This window comes from Kocuria sediminis (assembly GCF_009735315.1).
GTDB lineage: Bacteria > Actinomycetota > Actinomycetes > Actinomycetales > Micrococcaceae > Kocuria > Kocuria turfanensis.
Map to the genome: position 1 here is coordinate 427913 of NZ_WOGU01000002.1, position 19751 is coordinate 447663.

General features: G+C 73.3%; 14 protein-coding genes. 11 read left to right on the top strand and 3 right to left on the bottom strand.

Annotation, left to right across the window (positions count from 1 at the left end; genetic code table 11):
- Nucleotides 1-124 precede the first annotated feature (124 nt).
- Entirely contained in the window at nt 125-1480 is a 1356-nt protein-coding gene (gene glmM / locus GMA12_RS04260; protein WP_156267372.1) for a phosphoglucosamine mutase, read from the top strand.
- 72 nt (nt 1481-1552) lie between these two features.
- On the opposite strand, the gene mscL is transcribed toward glmM, so the two are convergent.
- The 3 genes from mscL to coaA form a co-directional block, all read right to left on the bottom strand.
- On the bottom strand, nt 1553-1945 hold the full coding sequence (mscL, locus tag GMA12_RS04265; RefSeq protein ID WP_156267374.1) for a large conductance mechanosensitive channel protein MscL: 393 nt from the start codon (nt 1943-1945) through the stop codon (nt 1553-1555).
- A 116-nt stretch (nt 1946-2061) separates the two neighbouring features.
- Nucleotides 2062-2937, bottom strand: coding sequence for a M15 family metallopeptidase (locus GMA12_RS04270; protein WP_156267376.1), 876 nt, complete (start codon nt 2935-2937; stop codon nt 2062-2064).
- On the bottom strand, nt 2937-3893 hold the full coding sequence (gene coaA / locus GMA12_RS04275; RefSeq protein ID WP_156267378.1) for a type I pantothenate kinase: 957 nt from the start codon (nt 3891-3893) through the stop codon (nt 2937-2939). The genes GMA12_RS04270 and coaA overlap by 1 nt, the downstream gene beginning before the upstream one ends.
- A gap of 178 nt (nt 3894-4071) precedes the next feature.
- On the opposite strand from coaA, the gene GMA12_RS04280 reads away from it, so the two are divergent.
- The 10 genes from GMA12_RS04280 to GMA12_RS04325 all read left to right on the top strand — a co-directional run bounded on the left by GMA12_RS04280 (nt 4072) and on the right by GMA12_RS04325 (nt 19502).
- Nucleotides 4072-6162, top strand: coding sequence for a PTS mannitol transporter subunit IICBA (locus GMA12_RS04280; protein WP_156267380.1), 2091 nt, complete (start codon nt 4072-4074; stop codon nt 6160-6162).
- Between the two features lie 206 nt (nt 6163-6368).
- The gene (gene glmS, locus GMA12_RS04285) at nt 6369-8261 is read left to right on the top strand and encodes a glutamine--fructose-6-phosphate transaminase (isomerizing) (RefSeq protein WP_156267382.1); all 1893 of its coding nucleotides are present in this window, start codon (nt 6369-6371) and stop codon (nt 8259-8261) included.
- A 92-nt stretch (nt 8262-8353) separates the two neighbouring features.
- The gene (locus tag GMA12_RS04290; RefSeq protein WP_156267384.1) at nt 8354-8776 is read left to right on the top strand and encodes a holo-ACP synthase; all 423 of its coding nucleotides are present in this window, start codon (nt 8354-8356) and stop codon (nt 8774-8776) included.
- Nucleotides 8773-10335, top strand: a complete 1563-nt coding sequence (locus GMA12_RS04295) for an NAD(P)H-hydrate epimerase (protein WP_162459455.1) — start codon at nt 8773-8775, stop codon at nt 10333-10335. Before GMA12_RS04290 ends, GMA12_RS04295 begins: the two co-directional genes overlap by 4 nt.
- A gap of 139 nt (nt 10336-10474) precedes the next feature.
- Nucleotides 10475-12661, top strand: coding sequence for a glycogen debranching protein GlgX (glgX, locus tag GMA12_RS04300; RefSeq protein ID WP_156267388.1), 2187 nt, complete (start codon nt 10475-10477; stop codon nt 12659-12661).
- An 83-nt stretch (nt 12662-12744) separates the two neighbouring features.
- Nucleotides 12745-15102, top strand: coding sequence for a malto-oligosyltrehalose synthase (treY, locus tag GMA12_RS04305; protein WP_162459456.1), 2358 nt, complete (start codon nt 12745-12747; stop codon nt 15100-15102).
- Nucleotides 15103-15108: 6 nt separating this feature from the next.
- Nucleotides 15109-16983, top strand: coding sequence for a malto-oligosyltrehalose trehalohydrolase (gene treZ / locus GMA12_RS04310; protein WP_156267392.1), 1875 nt, complete (start codon nt 15109-15111; stop codon nt 16981-16983).
- 50 nt (nt 16984-17033) lie between these two features.
- Nucleotides 17034-18116 carry an L-glyceraldehyde 3-phosphate reductase gene (gene mgrA / locus GMA12_RS04315; RefSeq protein ID WP_162459457.1) on the top strand — a complete coding sequence of 361 codons (1083 nt, stop codon included), beginning with the start codon at nt 17034-17036 and terminating at the stop codon, nt 18114-18116.
- A 20-nt stretch (nt 18117-18136) separates the two neighbouring features.
- The gene (locus tag GMA12_RS04320) at nt 18137-18826 is read left to right on the top strand and encodes a LysE family translocator (RefSeq protein WP_162459458.1); all 690 of its coding nucleotides are present in this window, start codon (nt 18137-18139) and stop codon (nt 18824-18826) included.
- Between the two features lie 136 nt (nt 18827-18962).
- Nucleotides 18963-19502 (top strand): hypothetical protein, encoded by a 540-nt coding sequence (locus GMA12_RS04325; RefSeq protein ID WP_156267394.1) that lies wholly within the window; start codon nt 18963-18965, stop codon nt 19500-19502.
- Nucleotides 19503-19751 lie beyond the last annotated feature (249 nt).

Below are 19751 nucleotides of genomic sequence, written 5' to 3' on the forward strand. Positions count from 1 at the left end.
TCCGGCCCGCTCGCCCAGCCCCACGGACCCCGTCCGCCCCGGTGCCCACCGGGTGCGGACGGGGTCTTTGCGTTCGTGCGCCGCCTGCCGTCCCCCGCGGCGACGGGAACGTAGGATGGGGGCGATGTCTAGATTATTCGGAACGGACGGCGTGCGCGGCCTCGCGAACGACCTCCTCACAGCCAACATGACCCTGGACCTGGCCCAGGCCGCCGCCCTCGTGCTCGGCCACGGCCACGCCCCCGAGGGGCGGCGTCCCACCGCGGTCGTCGCCCGGGACGGGCGCGCCAGCGGCGAGTTCCTCAGCGCCGCCGTCTCCGCCGGCCTCGCCGGATCGGGGGTGGACGTGCACGACGCCGGAGTGCTGCCGACCCCCGCACTGGCCTACCTGGTCGCGGACCTGGACGCGGACTTCGGGGTGATGATCTCCGCCTCGCACAACCCGGCCCCGGACAACGGGATCAAGTTCCTCGCCCACGGCGGGCGCAAGCTGCCCGACCGCGTCGAGGACGAGATCCAGGCGGTCTTCGAGGCCGGTGACTTCCGCCGCCCCACGGGCGCCGGAGTGGGACGCATCCACCTGCTCACGGACGCGGAGGACCGCTACGTCCTGCACCTGGTCGGGGCCATCCCGCACCGGCTGGAGGGCCTCCGCGTGGTCCTGGACTGCGCCAACGGCGCCGCCAGCGGGGTCTCCCCGGACGCGTTCCGCGGCGCGGGCGCCGACGTGCACGTCATCGGCGCGGAGCCCGACGGGCTGAACATCAACGACGGCTGCGGCTCGACCCACCTGGAGCCCCTCCGGCGGGCCGTCGTGGAGCTCGGCGCCGACCTCGGGATCGCCCACGACGGCGACGCGGACCGCTGCCTCGCCGTGGACGCCTCCGGGCGGGAGGTGGACGGCGACCAGATCATGGCGATCCTCGCCCTGGCCATGAAGGACGCCGGCCGGCTCGTCGACGACACCCTGGTGGCGACCGTGATGAGCAACCTGGGGCTCAAGCTCGCCCTGCGGGAGGCGGGCATCGAGCTGCGCGAGACCGCGGTGGGGGACCGGTACGTCCTCGAGACCATGACCGAGCACGGCTACAACCTGGGCGGGGAGCAGTCCGGCCACGTGATCATGTCCGACTACGCCACCACGGGGGACGGGCTGCTGACCGGGCTGATGCTGGCCTCGCGAGTGGCCCAGACCCGTGCGCCGCTCGCGGAGCTGGCCACGGTGATGACCCGCCTGCCGCAGGTGCTGCTCAACGTCCGCGGCGTGGACCGCGCCGCGGTGGGCTCCAACCCCGGTGTGCAGGCGGCCGTCGCGGAGGTCGAGCAGCGCCTCGGCGAGACGGGCCGGGTGCTGCTGCGCCCGTCGGGCACGGAGCCCGTGGTCCGGGTGATGGTCGAGGCGGCCTCCGAGGAGGTCGCCCGGGCGGAGACGGAGTACCTCGCCTCCGTCGTGGAGCGGGAGCTGGCCCTCACCGTCTGAGCCGCCACCGGGAACGCCGGAGGCCCGCACCGAGAACTCGGCGCGGGCCTCCGGCGTTCCCGGGACCGGGGATCAGGCCCGCCGGCGCAGCTCGTCACGGATCTCGGTGAGCAGCTGCACCTGGGCGTCGGCCTCCTCCTCGTCCGGATCGATGCCCAGGCGCCGGTTGCGGGCCTCGATCACCCGGTTCATGGGCAGGACGATCGCGACGTAGACCGCGGCGGCCACGAGCAGGAAGTTGACCAGCGCGGTGAGCAGCACGCCGAACCTGATGTCGTTGCCGTTGAGGGAGAGCACCGCGAACGAGTCGAAGTTGGGCGAGCCGACCAGTGCGGAGATCCCCGGCATGAGCACCGCCTCGACCATGGCGTTGACGACCTGGGCGAAGGCCGCGCCGACGATCACGGCCACGGCCAGGTCCAGCACGTTGCCCTTCATGATGAAGTCCTTGAATCCCTTGAGCATCCCCGTAGACTACCGGCCCGCGGCCCGCCTGCTGCCACCACCCCGGGGCGCCGGTCCGCGGTGCCGGTCTGCGGCGCAGGTCCGCGGTGCGACGTCCCGGGAGGCCCGGCGGCAGATCAGCCCGGGGCGGCCGCCCCGTAGTCCGGTGCCGGGTCCAGCCCGGTGAACTGCTCCAGGGTGGCGGCGCCCGAGCGCACGAGCTCCTGGGCGCGCACGGGCCCGAGATAGCGCAGGTGCCACGGCTCGTACCAGTAGCCGGTGACGCCCTCCTCGCCCCACGGGTAGCGGACGACGAAGCCGTGCTCGGGCCCGTGCTCGGCCACCCACGCGGCGGCGGCCGTGTCGGCGAAGCACACCTGCAGGTCGCAGCCGCCGCCCTCGCCGACGTCCACGGCCAGACCGGTCTGGTGCTCCGAGTGGCCCGGCCGGGCGGAGACGACGTCCGCGGCGTCGGGGCCCTTCCGCGCCACCCAGCCGGCGTACGTCTCCTGCTGCTCGGACCAGGAGCGGTAGCCGGAGACGATCCGCAGCCGCACCCCGTCCGCCCGCTCCGCGGCCAGCATCCCGCGCGCGGCCGCGGCGGCCTCGGGCCGCAGCCGCTGACCCTCGACGTCCTCGAGCACCGGCGGCGCCCAGTCCGGCGGGATGAGGGGCCGGCGCTTGTTGACCACGACGGACAGGGAGGCCGGGTCGTCCAGCTCCGGCGGCCGGGGCCGCTCCGCCGCGGCCGTGGGAGTCCCGTCGGGGGAGGGCGGGCCCGCGGACGGCGCAGTGCCGACCGGCGCGGTGCCGGACGGGCCGGTGGCCGATGACGCCGGGGGAGCGCTCCCCGGCGCGGGGTCCTCCCGGCCGGCGGAGGGCCCGGCGCCGGGCGCGCACCCGCCGAGCAGCCCGGCCACGAGCAGCCCCGTACCGAGCATCCCCGTGCCGAGCCGCCCGGTGGCGCGGGGCACCGGGCCGGGGCCCCGCGCGGCACACCGGAGGGCGCGCATCAGTTCTTGCGCAGCAGCACGCGGCGGATCGAGTGGTCGGAGTCCTTGGAGAGGATCAGCCGGGCGCGTCCGCGGGTCGGCTGCACGTTCTCGATGAGGTTCGGCTCGTTGATCCGCCGCCAGATCCCGGTGGCGGTCGCGACCGCCTCGGCGTCGGAGAGATCGGCGTAGCGGTGGAAGTACGAGCCGGGGTCGGCGAAGGCCGAGTAGCGCAGCGCCTGGAAGCGCTCCACGTACCACCGCTCGATGTCCGACGGCCGGGCGTCCACGTAGATGGAGAAGTCGAAGAAGTCGCTCAGCGCGAGGGCGGCCCGGTCCCCGGGACCCACCTTGGCCGGTGCGAGCACGTTGAGCCCCTCGACGATCACGACGTCGGGACGGGTGACCACGACCTCCTCGCCGGGCACGATGTCGTAGCTGTGGTGCGAGTACTTCGGGGCCCGCACCTCGGGGGCGCCGGACTTGATCTTGGCGACGAAGCGGAGCAGCGCCCGGCGGTCGTAGGACTCCGGGAAGCCCTTGCGGTCCATGAGCCCGCGGCGCTGGAGCTCGGCGTTGGGGTGGAGGAACCCGTCCGTGGTGATCAGCTGGACGTTCGGGGTGGAGGGCCACCGGGAGAGCAGCTCCCGCAGCAGGCGGGCGGTGGTGGACTTGCCGGCCGCCACGGACCCGGCGATGCCGATCACGAAGGGTGTCCGGGCGTGCTCCTCGCCGAGGAAGGCGTTGGTGGAGGCGTTGAGCCGGTTGGAGGACTCGTCGTAGAGGGTGAGCAGCCGCGAGAGCGGGAGGTACACCTCGCGCACCTCCGCGACGTCGAGCCGGTCGCCGAGGCCGCGCAGGTTCTCGATCTCCTGGGAGGTGAGAGGAACGTCGATCTCGTGGGAGAGCCTCGACCAGGTCTGCCGGTCGAGCTCCACGAAGGGCGAGGTGCGTTCGCTCAGCGTAGATGCGGTCATCGAGCACAGTCTAGACCGCGCCGCGCCGCGTCACGGCCCCGCGCATCGCAGACAGCACCGGGGCCCGGGTGTAGATTTGTGCACGTTCCGGCCGTCGACGTCCGACGGGCCGCGACACCGCAGGGCGCGTGCGATCCGCCGGGGGAGCACCGCCTTCCCCGAGAGCGAGGACAGCACCATGGCCACGGCGACGACCACGGGAACCACACCATCGACCGGCGGCCGCTCAGGGGCGGCCCGCGCGCACGTGCAGCGCTTCGGCACGTTCCTCTCGGGGATGATCATGCCCAACATCGGGGCGTTCATCGCCTGGGGGCTGATCACGGCGTTCTTCATCGAGGCCGGGTTCACGCCCTTCGGTCCGCTGGGCGGATTCGGGCAGAACGCGGAGGGGGAGCCGTACACGGGCCTGGTGGGCCCGATGATCACCTACCTGCTGCCGCTGCTGATCGCCTACACCGGCGGGCGCATGGTCTACGACGTGCGCGGCGGTGTGGTCGGGGCGATCGCCACGATGGGGGTGATCGTGGGCGCCGACATCCCGATGTTCATCGGGGCGATGATCATGGGCCCGCTCACCGCGTGGCTGATGAAGAAGATCGACGGGATCTGGGACGGGAAGATCAAGCCCGGGTTCGAGATGCTGGTGAACAACTTCTCGGCCGGGATCTTCGCGGCGCTGATGGCGATCGTGGGGTTCTTCGTGGTCGGCCCGGCGGTGCTGACCTTCTCCAACGCGGCCGCCGCGGCTGTGGACTTCCTGGTGGTCAACAGCCTGCTGCCGCTGACCTCGATCCTCATCGAGCCGGCGAAGGTGCTGTTCCTGAACAACGCGATCAACCACGGCATCCTCACCCCGCTGGGCACCGCCCAGGCGCTGGAGGAGGGCAAGTCGATCCTCTTCCTGCTGGAGGCCAACCCGGGCCCCGGGCTGGGCATCCTGATGGCCTACTCGTTCTTCGGCCGGGGCGCGGCGCGGGCCTCGGCCCCGGGCGCGGCGCTGATCCAGTTCGTGGGCGGGATCCACGAGATCTACTTCCCCTACGTGCTGATGAAGCCGGCGCTGATCCTCGCCGCGATCGCCGGGGGCATGACCGGGATCTTCACCCTGACCCTCTTCGACGCGGGCCTGCGCGCCCCGGCGGCCCCGGGGTCGATCCTCGCCGTCTACGCCCAGACCCCGCCGGGCTCCTACCTGGGGGTCTCCGCCGGGGTGGCCGCGGCCGCGCTGGTGTCCTTCCTGGTGGCCTCGGTGATCCTCAAGGCCTCCCGGGACAAGGGCGAGGGCGACCTCACGGAGGCGACCTCCCGGATGGAGGCGATGAAGGGCAAGAAGTCGAGCGTCTCCTCCGCGGTGGTCGGCACCAGCGGCGGCGCCGACACCGGCGGGACCACCGCCCGGGAGCTGGGCGACGGCGGGCCGGTGCGCCACATCGTCTTCGCCTGCGACGCCGGGATGGGCTCCTCCGCGATGGGCGCCTCGGTGCTGCGCAACAAGGTCAAGGCCGCAGGCTTCGGCGACGTGAAGGTCACCAACGCCGCGATCGCCAACCTCACCGACGACTTCGACATCGTGGTCACCCACCAGGACCTGGCCACCCGGGCCCGCCCCAAGGTGCCCAGCGCCTCGGTGGTGACCGTGGACAACTTCATGGGCAGCCCCCGCTACGACGAGATCGTCGAGGCCGTCCAGCAGCGCAACGGCGCCGCCGTCCCCGCCGCGGGCGTCCCGGCAGCGGACACCGCCGCGACCGGCACCACGGAAGGCGCCGCTCCCGGCGCCGCGGCCGCGGCCGCGGCGGGCGGGCCCGCGACCGACGGGGACGCCCCGTCCGGGGGCGCGATCCTGACCCGGGAGCGGATCGTGATGGACGGCGGGGCGCGCAACGCCGCGCAGGCCATCGACGAGGCCGGCGGGCTGCTGGTCGCGGCCGGGGCGGTGACCGACGCGTACGTGGCCTCCATGCACGAGCGCGAGGCCTCCGTGTCCACGTTCATGGGCAACGGGCTGGCGATCCCGCACGGCACCAACCAGGCCAAGGACAGCATCCGCTCCTCGGCCCTGTCGGTCGTGAAGTACCCCGAGGGCCTCGACTGGAACGGCAAGCCGGTGACCTGGGTGATCGGCATCGCCGGGAAGGACAACGAGCACCTGGCCATCCTGTCGCGGGTCGCGAAGATCTTCGGCAACAAGGAGAAGGTCCGGCAGCTGGACGCGGCGAGCACCGCCGACGAGGTGCTCGAGCTGCTCGGGAAGGTCAACGACTGACGCCGGACCCGGTCGGGCCCCGCCGGGTCCGGCCGGCCGGGGGCCGCACGGGGCGAGCCCCCGGGGGCTCCGGGACGGCCCCGGAACGGCTCGCCGGACCGGGCCCGTTCCGGGGACACGGCGCCGCGGACGTCCCCGGAAATAGGGTCCGCGCCGCCGGTCGGGCGCGCCCGGGCGGCACGGATCCATGCGGTAGCCTGAAGCGCATGTGTGGAATTGTTGGATATGTGGGCCCCTCCTCCCAGGTCGCGGACGAGCGCGGCACCTCCTCCGGGCACGACGCCCTGGACGTCCTCGTGGAAGGCCTGCGGCGCCTCGAGTACCGCGGCTACGACTCCGCGGGTGTCGCGGTGCTCTCGAACGGCAGCGTCGGCTTCCGCAAGAAGGCCGGCAAGCTGCTCAACCTCGAGCGGGAGCTGGGCGAGCGCCCCCTGCCGCGCTCGACCACGGGCATCGGGCACACCCGCTGGGCCACCCACGGCGGGCCCTCCGACACCAACGCCCACCCGCACGTCGTCGACGGCGGCCGGCTGGCCGTGATCCACAACGGCATCATCGAGAACTTCGCCGAGATCAAGCGCGAGCTGGTCGAGAAGGGCCACGAGTTCGCCTCGGAGACCGACACCGAGGTGGCCGCCACGCTGCTGGCCGACATCTACAACGACCTCGGCGACCAGGACCTCACCACCGCCATGCAGGCCGCCTGCCGCCGGCTCGAGGGCGCGTTCACCCTCCTCGCGGTGCACGTGGACCACCCCGGCCGCGTCGTCGCAGCCCGCCGCAACTCCCCGCTGGTGCTCGGCCTCGGCGAGGGCGAGAACTTCCTGGGCTCCGACGTCTCCGGGTTCATCGACTACACCCGCAGCGCCGTCGAGCTCGGCCAGGACCAGGTCGTGACCATCACGGCCGACGACTACGAGATCACCGACTTCCACGGCAACCCGGCCCAGGGCAAGCCCTTCGAGGTGCTGTGGGACGCCGCCGCGGCCGAGAAGGGCGGCTTCCCCTCCTTCATGGAGAAGGAGATCAACGAGCAGCCCGCCGCCGTGGAGCAGACCCTGATGGGCCGCACGGACCCGGACGGCAACCTCGTGCTCGACGAGCTGAAGATCGACGAGTCCGTGCTCCGCGCGGTGGACAAGATCGTCGTCGTCGCGTGCGGCACCGCCGCCTACGCCGGGCAGGTGGCCCGCTACGCCATCGAGCACTGGTGCCGGATCCCCACCGAGGTGGAGCTCGCCCACGAGTTCCGCTACCGCGACCCGATCGTCAACGAGCGAACCCTGGTGGTGGCCCTGTCCCAGTCGGGCGAGACCATGGACACCCTCATGGCGGTCCGGCACGCCCAGGAGCAGGGGGCCAAGGTCGTGGCGATCTGCAACACCAACGGCTCGACCATCCCGCGCGAGGCCGACGCCGCGCTCTACACGCACGCCGGTCCCGAGATCGCGGTGGCCTCCACCAAGGCGTTCCTGGCCCAGATCACCGCCGCCTACCTCCTGGGGCTCTACCTCGCCCAGCTGCGCGGCAACAAGTACAAGGACGAGATCGCGGAGATCCTCGCGGACCTCGAGGCGATGCCCGCGAAGATCCAGCAGGTCATCGACGCCCAGGACGCGGTCAAGGACCTCGCCCAGTCGATGAAGGACGCGGCCTCCGTGCTCTTCCTCGGCCGCCACGTCGGCTACCCGGTGGCCCTGGAGGGCGCCCTCAAGCTCAAGGAGATCGCCTACATCCACGCCGAGGGCTTCGCCGCCGGCGAGCTCAAGCACGGCCCGATCGCGCTGATCGAGGAGGGGCAGCCCGTCTTCGTGATCGTGCCCTCCCCGCGGGGCCGCGACTCCCTGCACGCGAAGGTGGTCTCCAACATCCAGGAAATCCGCGCCCGCGGCGCGGTGACCATCGTCATCGCCGAGGAGGGGGACGAGGCCGTCGCGGACTACGCGAACCACATCTTCCGCGTCCCGCAGTCCCCGGTGCTGCTCCAGCCGCTGCTCACCACGGTGCCGCTGCAGATCTTCGCCTGCGAGCTCGCCACCGCCAAGGGCTACGACGTGGACCAGCCGCGCAACCTCGCGAAGTCCGTCACCGTCGAGTAGCCGCTCGCCGGCCACCGGCCCGTCGTCCCGTTCCCGGGGCGGCGGGCCGGTGGTCGTCGGAGGCCCCGGCCGGGGGTGGCTAGGGTGGGGGCATGATCATCGGCACCGGCATCGACGTGGTGGACATCGCCCGCTTCGAGGAGCAGATCGCCCGCACCCCCGGCCTCGTGGCCCGGCTGTTCACCCCGCTCGAGCGGGACCTGCACGTCCGGTCGCTCGCGGCCCGCTTCGCGGCGAAGGAGGCGGCGGCCAAGGCGCTGAAGGCGCCGCCGGGCATGATCTGGCAGCACTGCTGGATCGAGAACGACCCCTCGGGCGCCCCGGTGCTGTGCACGGAGGGGACCGTGGCGGAGGAGGCCCGGCGGCAGGGCATCGACCGGTGGCACCTCACCATGACGCACGACGGCGGGATCGCGATGGCCATGGTCATCGCCGAGCGCACCGGGGAGCCCGCCGGCGCCGCGCCGGCGGGGACGCGGGCGGCGGAGTCCTCCGGGGACGGGGCGGCGTCGTGATCGCCGCGTACACGGGCGCGCAGGTCCGCGACGCGGAGGCGCCCTTCCTGGCCCGGGGGGAGGGCCCCGCCCTGATGCGCCGCGCCGCGCACGGACTGGCCCTGGCCTGCGCGGAGCGCCTGCGCGCCCGCCGCGGCCGGGTCGCCGGGGCCCGGGTGGTCGTCCTGGCCGGCACCGGCAACAACGGCGGGGACGGGCTGTGGGCCGGGGCCGAGCTGGCCCGGCGCGGAGCGTCCGTGCTGGCCGTGGCGGTCGGGGACCGGCTGCACCCGGAGGGCGCCGCGGCGTTCGCGGCGGCCGGCGGGCGCGTGCTGCCGCTGGCGGACGCCCCGGTGGGGGAGGGGCCCGCGCGCGTGCTCGCCGCCGACCTCATGCTCGACGCCGTGCTCGGCACCGGCGCCCGCGGCGGGCTGCGCGGGGCCGCCGCGGACCTCGTCCGGGCGGTGCTGGAGCGCTGGCCGGACCGGGACGCCCCGCTGGTCGTGGCCTGCGACGTCCCCTCCGGGGTCTCGGCCGACACGGGCGCCGTCTCCGGGCCGGTGCTCCCCGCGGACGTGACGGTCAGCTTCGGCGGCGTGAAGGCCGGGCTCCTCCTGCCGCCGGGCGAACGGTCCTGCGGGGAGGTGCGCACCGTGCGGATCGGCATCGAGGACGCCCTGCCCGAGCCGGCGCTGCGCCGCCTCGAACCCGAGGACGTCACGGCGCTGTGGCCGCGGCCGGGCGCGGCGTCCCACAAGTACTCCCGGGGCGTGGTCGGCGTCGTGGCCGGCTCGCCCACGTATCCCGGGGCCGCCCTGATGTGCACCCGGGCCGCCGTGGACGCCGGCGCCGGCATGGTCCGCCACCTCGGCGACGCCGCGACCCGCTCGCTCGTCTGCCTCACCAGCCCGGAGGTCGTCGCCTCCGAGGGCCACCCCGCCGACGTGCACGTCCAGGCCTGGGTCGTGGGCCCGGGCGCGGTGGGCGACCCCGCGCAGGAGTCGCGGATCGGGGCGGTCCTCGCCGCCGGGCTGCCCGCCGTCGTGGACGCCGGCGCGCTCACGGCCGCGGCGCGCGCCGCGGCCGAGGGCGGACTCGGCCCCGGGAAGGTGCTGACCCCGCACGCCGGGGAGCTGGAGCAGGTCCTGGCCTGGCTGGCCGCCCTGCGCGGGGAGGCGGACGCCCCCGACCGCGCCGCGATCGAGGCCGAGCCGGCCCGGTGGGCGCGCGCGGCCGCGGAGGCCACCGGCGCCGTGGTCGTGCTCAAGGGCGCCACCACCCTGGTGGCGGCCCCGGACGGCACGATGCTCTCCCAGGCGGACGGGAGCCCCTGGCTGGCCACGGCCGGCAGCGGGGACACCCTCGCGGGGGTCATGGGCGCCGCGCTCGCCGGCTGCGCCGAGGACCCGGACGCGTTCGCCGCCGCCGGGGACTGGGCCCGCGGGGACGCCCGCCTCGCGGTGGCGGCCGCGCTCGCCGTGGCCGTGCACGGGTACGCGTCCCGCCTGGACGGGCTCGGGCCCGTGCCGCCCACGGTCCTCTCCGGCAACGTCCGGCGGGTGCTGCGCTCCCGTCCCTGATCCGCGCACCCGGCTCCCCGGGCGGCTCGGCCCCCGAGCGGCCACGGCCGCCGCCGGACCCGGCTAAGGTTAAGCGCACTTGCCCCGAACACCAGCCCGCTGACGGTGACCCCTGCCCGGCGGTACGACAGGAGATCCCATGGAAGTCTGGCCCGGCCAGCCCTATCCCCTCGGCGCCACCTTCGACGGCACCGGCACCAACTTCGCGCTCTTCAGCGAGATCGCCGAGAAGGTCGAACTGTGCCTGTTCGACGACGACGGGACGGAGACCCGCATCGAGGTCGACGCCCAGGACGGCTACGTCTGGCACTGCTACCTGCCCACGGTCCAGCCCGGCCAGCGCTACGGCTACCGGGTGCACGGGCCGTGGAACCCCGCGGCGGGCCAGCGCTGCAACCCCTCCAAGCTGCTGCTCGACCCCTACGCGAAGGCGATCGCGGGCGAGTTCGACTGGGCCCAGCCGCTGTTCTCCTACAACTTCGGCGAGGAGGACTCCCTCAACGAGGAGGACTCGGCCCCGCACATGGCCATGGGCGTGGTGATCAACCCCTTCTTCAACTGGGAGGGCGACCGCACCCCGCGCACCCCGTACCACAAGTCCGTGATCTACGAGGCGCACGTCAAGGGCCTCACCCAGCAGCACCCCGACGTCCCCGAGGAGCAGCGCGGCACCTACGCCGGCGTGGCCCACCCCGCGGTCATCGCCCACCTGCAGAAGCTCGGCGTCACGGCCATCGAGCTGATGCCCGTGCACCAGTTCGTGCAGGACAGCACCCTGCTCGAGAAGGGCCTGCGCAACTACTGGGGCTACAACACGATCGGCTTCTTCGCCCCGCACAACGAGTACAACTCCACCAACGACCTCGGCGGGCAGGTCCAGGAGTTCAAGGCCATGGTGCGCGCCCTGCACCAGGCGGACATCGAGGTCATCCTCGACGTGGTGTACAACCACACCGCCGAGGGCAACCACATGGGCCCCACCCTGTCCATGAAGGGCATCGACAACCAGGCCTACTACCGCACGGTGGAGGGCGACGAGAAGTTCTACATGGACTACACGGGCACCGGCAACTCGCTCAACGTCCGGCACCCGCACTCCCTGCAGCTCATCATGGACTCCCTGCGCTACTGGGTGACCGAGATGCACGTGGACGGCTTCCGCTTCGACCTCGCCGCCACCCTGGCCCGCGAGTTCTACGACGTGGACAAGCTCTCCACGTTCTTCGAGCTCGTCCAGCAGGACCCGGTCGTCTCCCAGGTCAAGCTGATCGCCGAGCCGTGGGACATCGGCCCCGGCGGCTACCAGGTGGGCAACTTCCCGCCGCAGTGGACCGAGTGGAACGGCAAGTACCGGGACACGGTCCGCGACTTCTGGCGCGGCGAGCCGGCGACCCTCGGGGAGTTCGCCTCCCGGATCACGGGCTCCGCCGACCTCTACGAGCACAGCGGCCGGCGTCCCTTCGCGTCGATCAACTTCGTCACCGCCCACGACGGCTTCACGCTGCGGGACATCGTCTCCTACAACGAGAAGCACAACGACGCCAACGGGGAGGACAACAACGACGGGGAGTCCCACAACCGCTCCTGGAACTGCGGCGTCGAGGGCCCCACCGACGACCCGGAGATCCTGGCGCTGCGCGCCCGCCAGCAGCGCAACTTCCTCGCCACCCTGCTGCTGTCCCAGGGCACGCCCATGGTCCTGCACGGGGACGAGCTGGGCCGCAGCCAGGACGGCAACAACAACACCTACTGCCAGGACAACGAGCTGTCCTGGATCGACTGGGAGGCGATGGACGGCCCGCTCACCGAGTTCACCGCCGCGGTCACCCAGCTGCGCCACCAGCACCCCACGTTCCGCCGCTCGAACTTCTTCGACGGCCGGCCCGTGGAGATGGACGAGGACGACACCGGGCGCCCCATGCCCGACATCGCGTGGCTGAACACCGACGGCTCCCCGATGAAGCCCGCGGACTGGGACGAGCCGCTGTCCCGGTCGCTGGGCATGTGGCTCAACGGCCACGGCATCGCCGGGGTGGACATGCGCGGGCAGCCCATCACGGACGTGAACTTCATCGTGTACTTCAACTCCAACCCGGAGGCCGTGAAGTACAAGCTGCCGCCGGCCCGCTACGGGCGGCAGTGGGAGGAGATCCTGGACACCGCCGGCCAGCACTCCGACGGGCAGATCCGCAAGGCCCGCAGCTCCATCACCCTGGAGGGCAAGTCCACGGTCGTGCTGCGCGCATACGAGGCCCCGGAGGAGGAGCCCGACGCGTCGGTCGCCGCCTCCGTGGCGGTGTACGCCAGGACGCCCTCGGACCAGTGAGCTGAGGCGCCGGCAGGCTGTCGACCCGGACACGGGTCGACAGCCTGCTGGCATTTCCGGGGCCGGGCCGACAGACTGGAGCGGTGCGCACACCTATCTCGACCTACCGACTCCAGATCACCTCCGACCTGACGCTGGACCGCGCGGCCGGGCTCGTGGACTACCTCCACGACCTCGGCGCGGACTGGGTCTACCTGTCCCCGATCCTCCGGGCCGTCGACGGCTCGGACCACGGCTACGACGTCGCCTCCCCGGCCGAGGTGGACCCCGTCCGCGGCGGCCCCGCCGGGCTCAGGGCGCTCGCCGACGCCGCCCACGCCCGCGGCATGGGCGTGCTGGTCGACATCGTCCCGAACCACCAGGGCGTGGCCGTCCCGCAGCAGAACCCGTGGTGGTGGTCCCTGCTCGCACAGGGGCAGGACTCGCCCTACGCGGACGCCTTCGACGTCGAGTGGGAGGCCGGCGGCGGCAAGGTGCTGATCCCGGTGCTGGGCGACGGCGACGACGAGCTGGAGCAGCTGCGCGTCGAGGACGGCACCCTGCGCTACTACGACAACGTCTACCCCCTCGCGGAGGGCACCTGGGCCGCGGGCGACGACCCGCGGGACGTCCACGCCCGCCAGCACTACGAGCTGATCAACTGGCGCCGCGGGGACTCCGAGCTGAACTACCGCCGCTTCTTCACCGTGGCCACCCTCGCCGGGGTGCGCGTGGAGGACCCGGAGGTCTTCGAGGAGTCCCACGCCGAGATCAGGCGCTGGATCGACGAGGGCCTCGTCGACGGGCTGCGGATCGACCACCCCGACGGGCTGCGCGACCCGCGGCAGTACCTCGAGCGGCTGAAGGAGCTCACCGGCGGCGCCTACGTCGTCGTGGAGAAGATCCTGGAGCCCGGCGAGCGGCTGCCCCGGGACTGGGCCACGGCCGGCACCACCGGCTACGACGCCCTGGGCGTGCTCGACCGGCTGCTCACCGACCCGGCGGGGGAGTACGCCCTCACCAGCCTCGACGCCCGCCTGCGCGGCGGGGAGCCGGTGCACTGGGAGGAGATGATCCACGGCACCAAGCGCGCCATGGCCGACAACGCCCTGCACGCCGAGGTCCTGCGCCTGGCCCGGGCGGTCCCCGCCGACGCCGGGCTCGGCCACGACGAGGCCGTGGACGCCCTCGCGGAGATCCTCGCGAACTTCCCCGTCTACCGCAGCTACCTCCCCGAGGGCGCCGAGCACCTGCGCGCCGCCCTCGACGCCGCCCGGGGGCGGCGTCCCGACCTCGCCGGGCCGATCGGCACCCTGGGGGAGCTGCTCGGGCTCGGCGCCACGGACGACGCCGAGCTCGGCGAGCTGGCGCGCCGCTTCCAGCAGACCTCCGGGATGGTCATGGCCAAGGGCGTCGAGGACACCGCGTTCTACCGCTTCCCCCGTCTGACCTCCCTGACCGAGGTGGGCGGCGACCCCTCGCACTTCGCCGTGACGCCCGAGGAGGCCCACGCCGAGCTCGGCCGCCGGGCCGCCGAGGAGCCCCTGGCCATGACGGCCCTGTCCACGCATGACACCAAGCGCTCGGAGGCCGTGCGCGCCCGGATCACGGTCCTGTCCGAGGCCGGCGAGCAGTGGGCCGGCGTGGTGGGCACCGCGAAGAGGCTCGCCGAGGAGGCCGGCGTCCGGGTGGGCGACGGGCCGCTGGTCAACCTCGTGCTGCAGGCCGTGGTGGGCGCCTGGCCGATCTCCCAGGAGCGCACCGTGGACTACGCGCTCAAGGCCGCCCGCGAGGCCGGCAGCTCGACCGCCTGGGTGGACGGGGACGCGGACTTCGAGGACCGGCTCGTGCGGTTCATCGAGCTGGTCTTCCACGACCCCGAGATCCGGGCCGTGGTCGAGGGCTTCGCCCAGCACGTCACCGAGGCCGGCTGGAGCAACGGGCTCGCCGCCAAGCTGGTCCAGCTCACGATGCCCGGCGTCCCCGACGTCTACCAGGGCTCCGAGCTGTGGGCCGAGTCCCTCGTGGACCCGGACAACCGCCGCCCGGTGGACTTCGAGGAGCGGGCCGCGATGCTCGCCCGGCTGGACACGCCCGGCGGCGGGACCGCCGAGGGCATCCCGGCCGTGGGCCCCGACGCCGCGGCCAAGCTGCTCGTCACCAGCCGGGCCCTCCGGCTGCGCCGCGACCACCCCGGGCTGTTCACCGGCTACATCCCGCTGGAGGCCTCCGGCCCGCGGGCCGGGCACGTGTTCGCCTTCGACCGCGGCGGCGCCGTGACCGTGGTGACCCGCCTGCCCCTGAGCCTGGCGGCCCGGGGCGGCTTCACCGACGAGACCCTCGAGCTGCCCGAGGGCGACTTCGAGGACGTGCTCACCCACCGCCCGCACACGGGCACCGTGGCGCTGTCCGCCCTGCTGTCCGACTACCCCGTGGCGCTGCTGCGCCGGAAGGACTCCTGAACCCTCATGAACACCCGTGACCATTTGAACCGCTTCGACGTCTGGGCCCCGCACGCCAGGTCCGTGACCGTGCGGATCGAGGGCGACGACCACGCCATGGTCCCCGCCGCGTCCCTGCCCGCGGGCTCTCCCGAGGGGCCCGCCGCCCGCCGCGACGGCTGGTGGACCCTGCCCGACGACGCCGACGTCCCCGCGGGCACCGTCCGCTACGGATACGTGCTGGGCAAGACTTTCGACGAGGGCACCCCGGAGGAGCGCTCGCAGGTCTCCGAGGTCCTGCCCGACCCCCGCTCGCGCCGCCAGCCGCAGGGCGTGCACGACCTCTCCTGCACCTTCGACCCCTCCGCGCACCGGTGGGGCGACGCCGCGTGGACGGGCCGGACCCTCGCCGGCTCGGTGATCTACGAGCTGCACATCGGCACCTTCACGCCCGCCGGCACGCTGGACGCGGCGGTCGAGCGGCTCGACCACCTGGTGGAGCTCGGCGTCGACTTCGTGGAGCTGCTGCCCGTCAACGGCTTCAACGGCGAGCACAACTGGGGCTACGACGGCGTCCTGTGGTACACCGTGGACGAGTCCTACGGCGGGCCCGCGGCCTACCAGCGCTTCGTGGACGCGTGCCATCAGCGCGGGATCGGCGTGATCCAGGACGTGGTCTACAACCACCTGGGCCCGTCCGGGAACTACCTGCCGCTGTTCGCCGACTACTTCAAGCCCGGCTCCAGCACCTGGGGCGACCTCATCAACCTCGACGGCTGGGGCTCGGACGGGGTGCGCGACTACATCCTCGACAACGTGGAGATGTGGCTGCGCGACTACCACGTGGACGGGTTCCGCCTCGACGCCGTGCACGCGCTGCAGGACCACCGGGCCGTGCACATCCTCGAGGAGATCGCCGAGCTCGTGGAGCGGGTGGGCGTGGAGACGGGCAGGCCGCTGTTCACGGTGGCCGAGTCCGACCTCAACGACCACCGGATGATCACGCCGACCACGGCCCACGGCCTCGGCATGACCGGGCAGTGGCTCGACGACTTCCACCACGCCGCGCACGTGGCGCTGACCGGGGAGACCCAGGGCTACTACGCCGACTTCGCCGCGCTGGGCACCCTCGACAAGGTCATGCGCGACGCGTTCTACCACGACGGCACCATGTCGGTCTTCCGCGGCCGCCACCACGGCCGGCCGGTCGACAAGCAGCGGGTGCGCCCGTGGCAGTTCGTCACCTGCATCCAGAACCACGACCAGGTGGGCAACCGGGCCGCCGGGGACCGGATCAGCGCGAGCCTCTCGGCCGACCAGCTGGTGCTCGGCGCCACCGTGCTGCTCACCCAGCCGTTCACCCCCATGCTGTTCATGGGGGAGGAGTGGGGCGCGTCCACCCCGTGGCAGTTCTTCACCGCCCACCCCGAGCCCGAGCTCGGCGAGGCCGTGGCGAAGGGCCGCAAGGCGGAGTTCGCCGCGATGGGCTGGGACGAGTCCACGGTCCCGGACCCGCAGGCGCCCAGCACCTTCACCGACTCCAAGCTGGACTGGGACGAGCCCGGCCGGGGCGACCACGCCCGGGTGCTGGCCGCCTACCGCGAGCTCATCGCGCTGCGGCGGGCGGTGCCCGAGCTCACGGACCCGCGCTTCGCGACCATCGACACCGACCACGACGAGGACGCCCGCTGGTTCGTGCTCCGCCGGGCCACGGCGCCGGGCTCCGACCACGGGGTCGCGGTCGTCCTGAACTTCGGGGCCGCCCCCGTCGAGGCGCCCGTCCCCGGCGCGGCCGACGCCGAGGTGCTGTTCCGCTCCGGCGAGGTCTCCCTCACCGCGGGGGCCGACGGCGGTGCCGTCGCCGCGCTGCCCGCCCACGGCGCGGCGGTGGTGCGGTACTGAGCCGCCGCGACCCGTCTCCCCGACCGTCCACCGTCCCACGAAAGGCCGCCGTGCTCACCTACGGACCCGATGCCCGATACCTCGCCGCCGAGGACCGCTACGAGACCATGCCCTTCCGGCGCGTGGGGGACTCCGGGCTCAAGCTGCCCGTGATCTCCCTGGGCCTGTGGCACAACTTCGGCGACGACAAGCCGCTCGCCACCCAGCGGGCCACGCTGCGCCGGGCCTTCGACCTCGGCGTGACCCACTTCGACCTCGCCAACAACTACGGCCCGCCGGCCGGCGCCGCCGAGCTGAACTTCGGCAGGAGCCTGCAGCAGGACTTCGCGCCCTACCGGGACGAGCTCGTGATCTCCTCGAAGGCCGGCTGGGACATGTGGCCGGGGCCCTACGGCTTCGGCGGCTCGCGCAAGTACCTGGTCTCCTCCCTGGACCAGTCCCTGCAGCGGATGGGACTGGACCACGTGGACGTGTTCTACCACCACCGCCCGGACCCGGACACGCCGCTCGAGGAGACCATGCGGGCCCTCGACCACGTCGTGCGCTCCGGGCGGGCGCTGTACGTGGGGATCTCCTCCTACAACGCGGAGCTGACCCTGCGCGCCCAGCAGATCATGCGCGAGCTCGGCACCCCGCTGCTGATCCACCAGCCCTCCTACTCGATGCTCAACCGGTGGGTCGAGGCCCCGGGCCCCTCGGGGACCTCGCTGCTGGGGGCGCTGAGCGAGGCCGGCATGGGCTCGATCGTGTTCTCCCCGCTGGCCCAGGGCATGCTCACGGACCGCTACCTCGACGGGATCCCGGAGGGCTCCCGGGCCGCGGCCGAGAAGTCCCTGGACCCGGAGTGGCTCTCGGACACGACCCTGGAGAAGGTTCGCGGCCTGCACGAGATCGCCGCCGCCCGCGGGCAGAGCCTGGCGCAGATGGCGATCGCGTGGGTGCTGCGCGAGCAGCAGGACGGGCAGGTGACCACGGCCCTCGTGGGCGCCTCCTCCCCGGAGCAGCTCGAGGACAGCGTGGGCGCGGTGCGCAACCTCGCGTTCACCCCCGGGGAGCTGGAGGCCATCGACCGGCTGGCCACCGACTCCGACATCAACATCTGGGCGGGCGCCCAGGACTCCAAGCACGCATGATCCGCGGGACCCGGTAGGCCGTGGAGGTCTCGCAGTACCTCGCGCTGCTGGGGCTGTGGATCGCCGGGATCGTCGCCCCCGGCCCGGACGTGCTGGTGATCCTGCGCAACTCGTCGCTGGGCTCCCGCACGGCCGGGGTGCTGACCGCCGTGGGCGTGATGACCGGCAACCTCGTGTGGATCACGCTGTCGCTCACGGGCGTCACCGTCCTGATCAGCCAGGCCGACACCGTGCAGCGGCTCATCCAGGTGGCGGGGGCGCTGTTCCTCGGCTGGCTGGGGGTGAGCGGGATCCGGGCCGGGCTCGCCGCGCGGACCGCGCCGGCGGCCGTGCCGGCGGGAGCGGCCCCGTCCGGGGGGCCCGCCCCGTCCACGGTGGCGCCGCCGGGTGCGGCGCCGCCCGGGCGTGCGCCCGGCCCGGCCCGGGCGTTCCTGCTGGGGCTCGTCACCAACCTCTCGAACGCGAAGGCCATCATCTTCTTCGTGGCCCTGTTCGCCAACGTGGTCCCGGCCGGGGCCCGCTGGTGGGAGACCGCCCTGGTCTTCGTGCTGCTGGTGGCGGTGGGCCTCGCCTGGTTCACCGCCGTGGCGTGGATGGGCTCCGTCGAGCGTCTGGCGGCGACCTTCCGCCGCCACGGCGCCGCCGTGGAGCTGGCCGCCGGAGCCCTGTTCCTGGTGCTCGCCCTGGCACTGCTGGTGAGCGCGCTGTGAAAACCGCCTATGCCGGCGGTCACACGCCGCGCAGGGGTTCCTCCACGGGCGGGGCGGTGATAGGAACTAAGCATCCTTATTGCCGGGGCGTGCGCTCCACGGCCGCTCCGGGCCCGTCAACAGGAAGAGAAGCGCGATGTCCGACAACGAGTACCTGACCCGTTCGATCCACGACCTCACCGCGGCGGCATGGTTCGGCGGCTCCCTCATGGGCGCCGTCGGGCTCAACGGGGCGGCCGCGGCCGCCCGGGACCCGCGGGAGCGCACCCGCCTGTCCAACCTGGGATGGAAGAAGTGGGCGCCCCTCCAGGCGGCGGCGCTGGTCGCCCACGGCGTCGCCGGCGCGGCGCTCATCGCCCAGAACAAGGGCCGGGTGGCCACCCAGGAGGGGGTCGGCGGGGCGACGGCCTCCAAGGCCCTGATCACCGTCGTGGGCGCAGGGGTCACGGCCTACTCCCGCGTGCTCGGCAAGAAGATCGAGAAGCTCTCGGACGAGGGCGCGCAGGGCGCCACCGAGCCCCGCCCGGACGCCTCCCCGGAGCTGGCCTCCGCCCAGAAGCAGCTGAAGGTGCTCCAGTGGGTGATCCCCGCCCTGTCGGGCACCGTGGTGGTCCTCGGGGCCAAGCACGGTGAGATGCAGCGGCCGCGCAACGTGCTCCAGGGCTGGCTGCGCTGACCGGCGGCCCGCCCGCCGGAACGGCCCGTCCCTCCGGGGGCGGGCCGTTCCCCGTGGCGGGGTCTAGACTTGGGGGGTTTGAGTCCTCCCCGCCGCACCCGGACGCCGTCGACGACGCCGGTGCGGCCTGAGCCGCCGGGCGGGGGGCGGACGATCCGCGACGAAGGAGAACCGTGTCCCACCATCCGATCCGAGTGGCCGTGGCCGGTGTCGGCAACTGCGCCTCGTCCCTGATCCAGGGCGTGCACT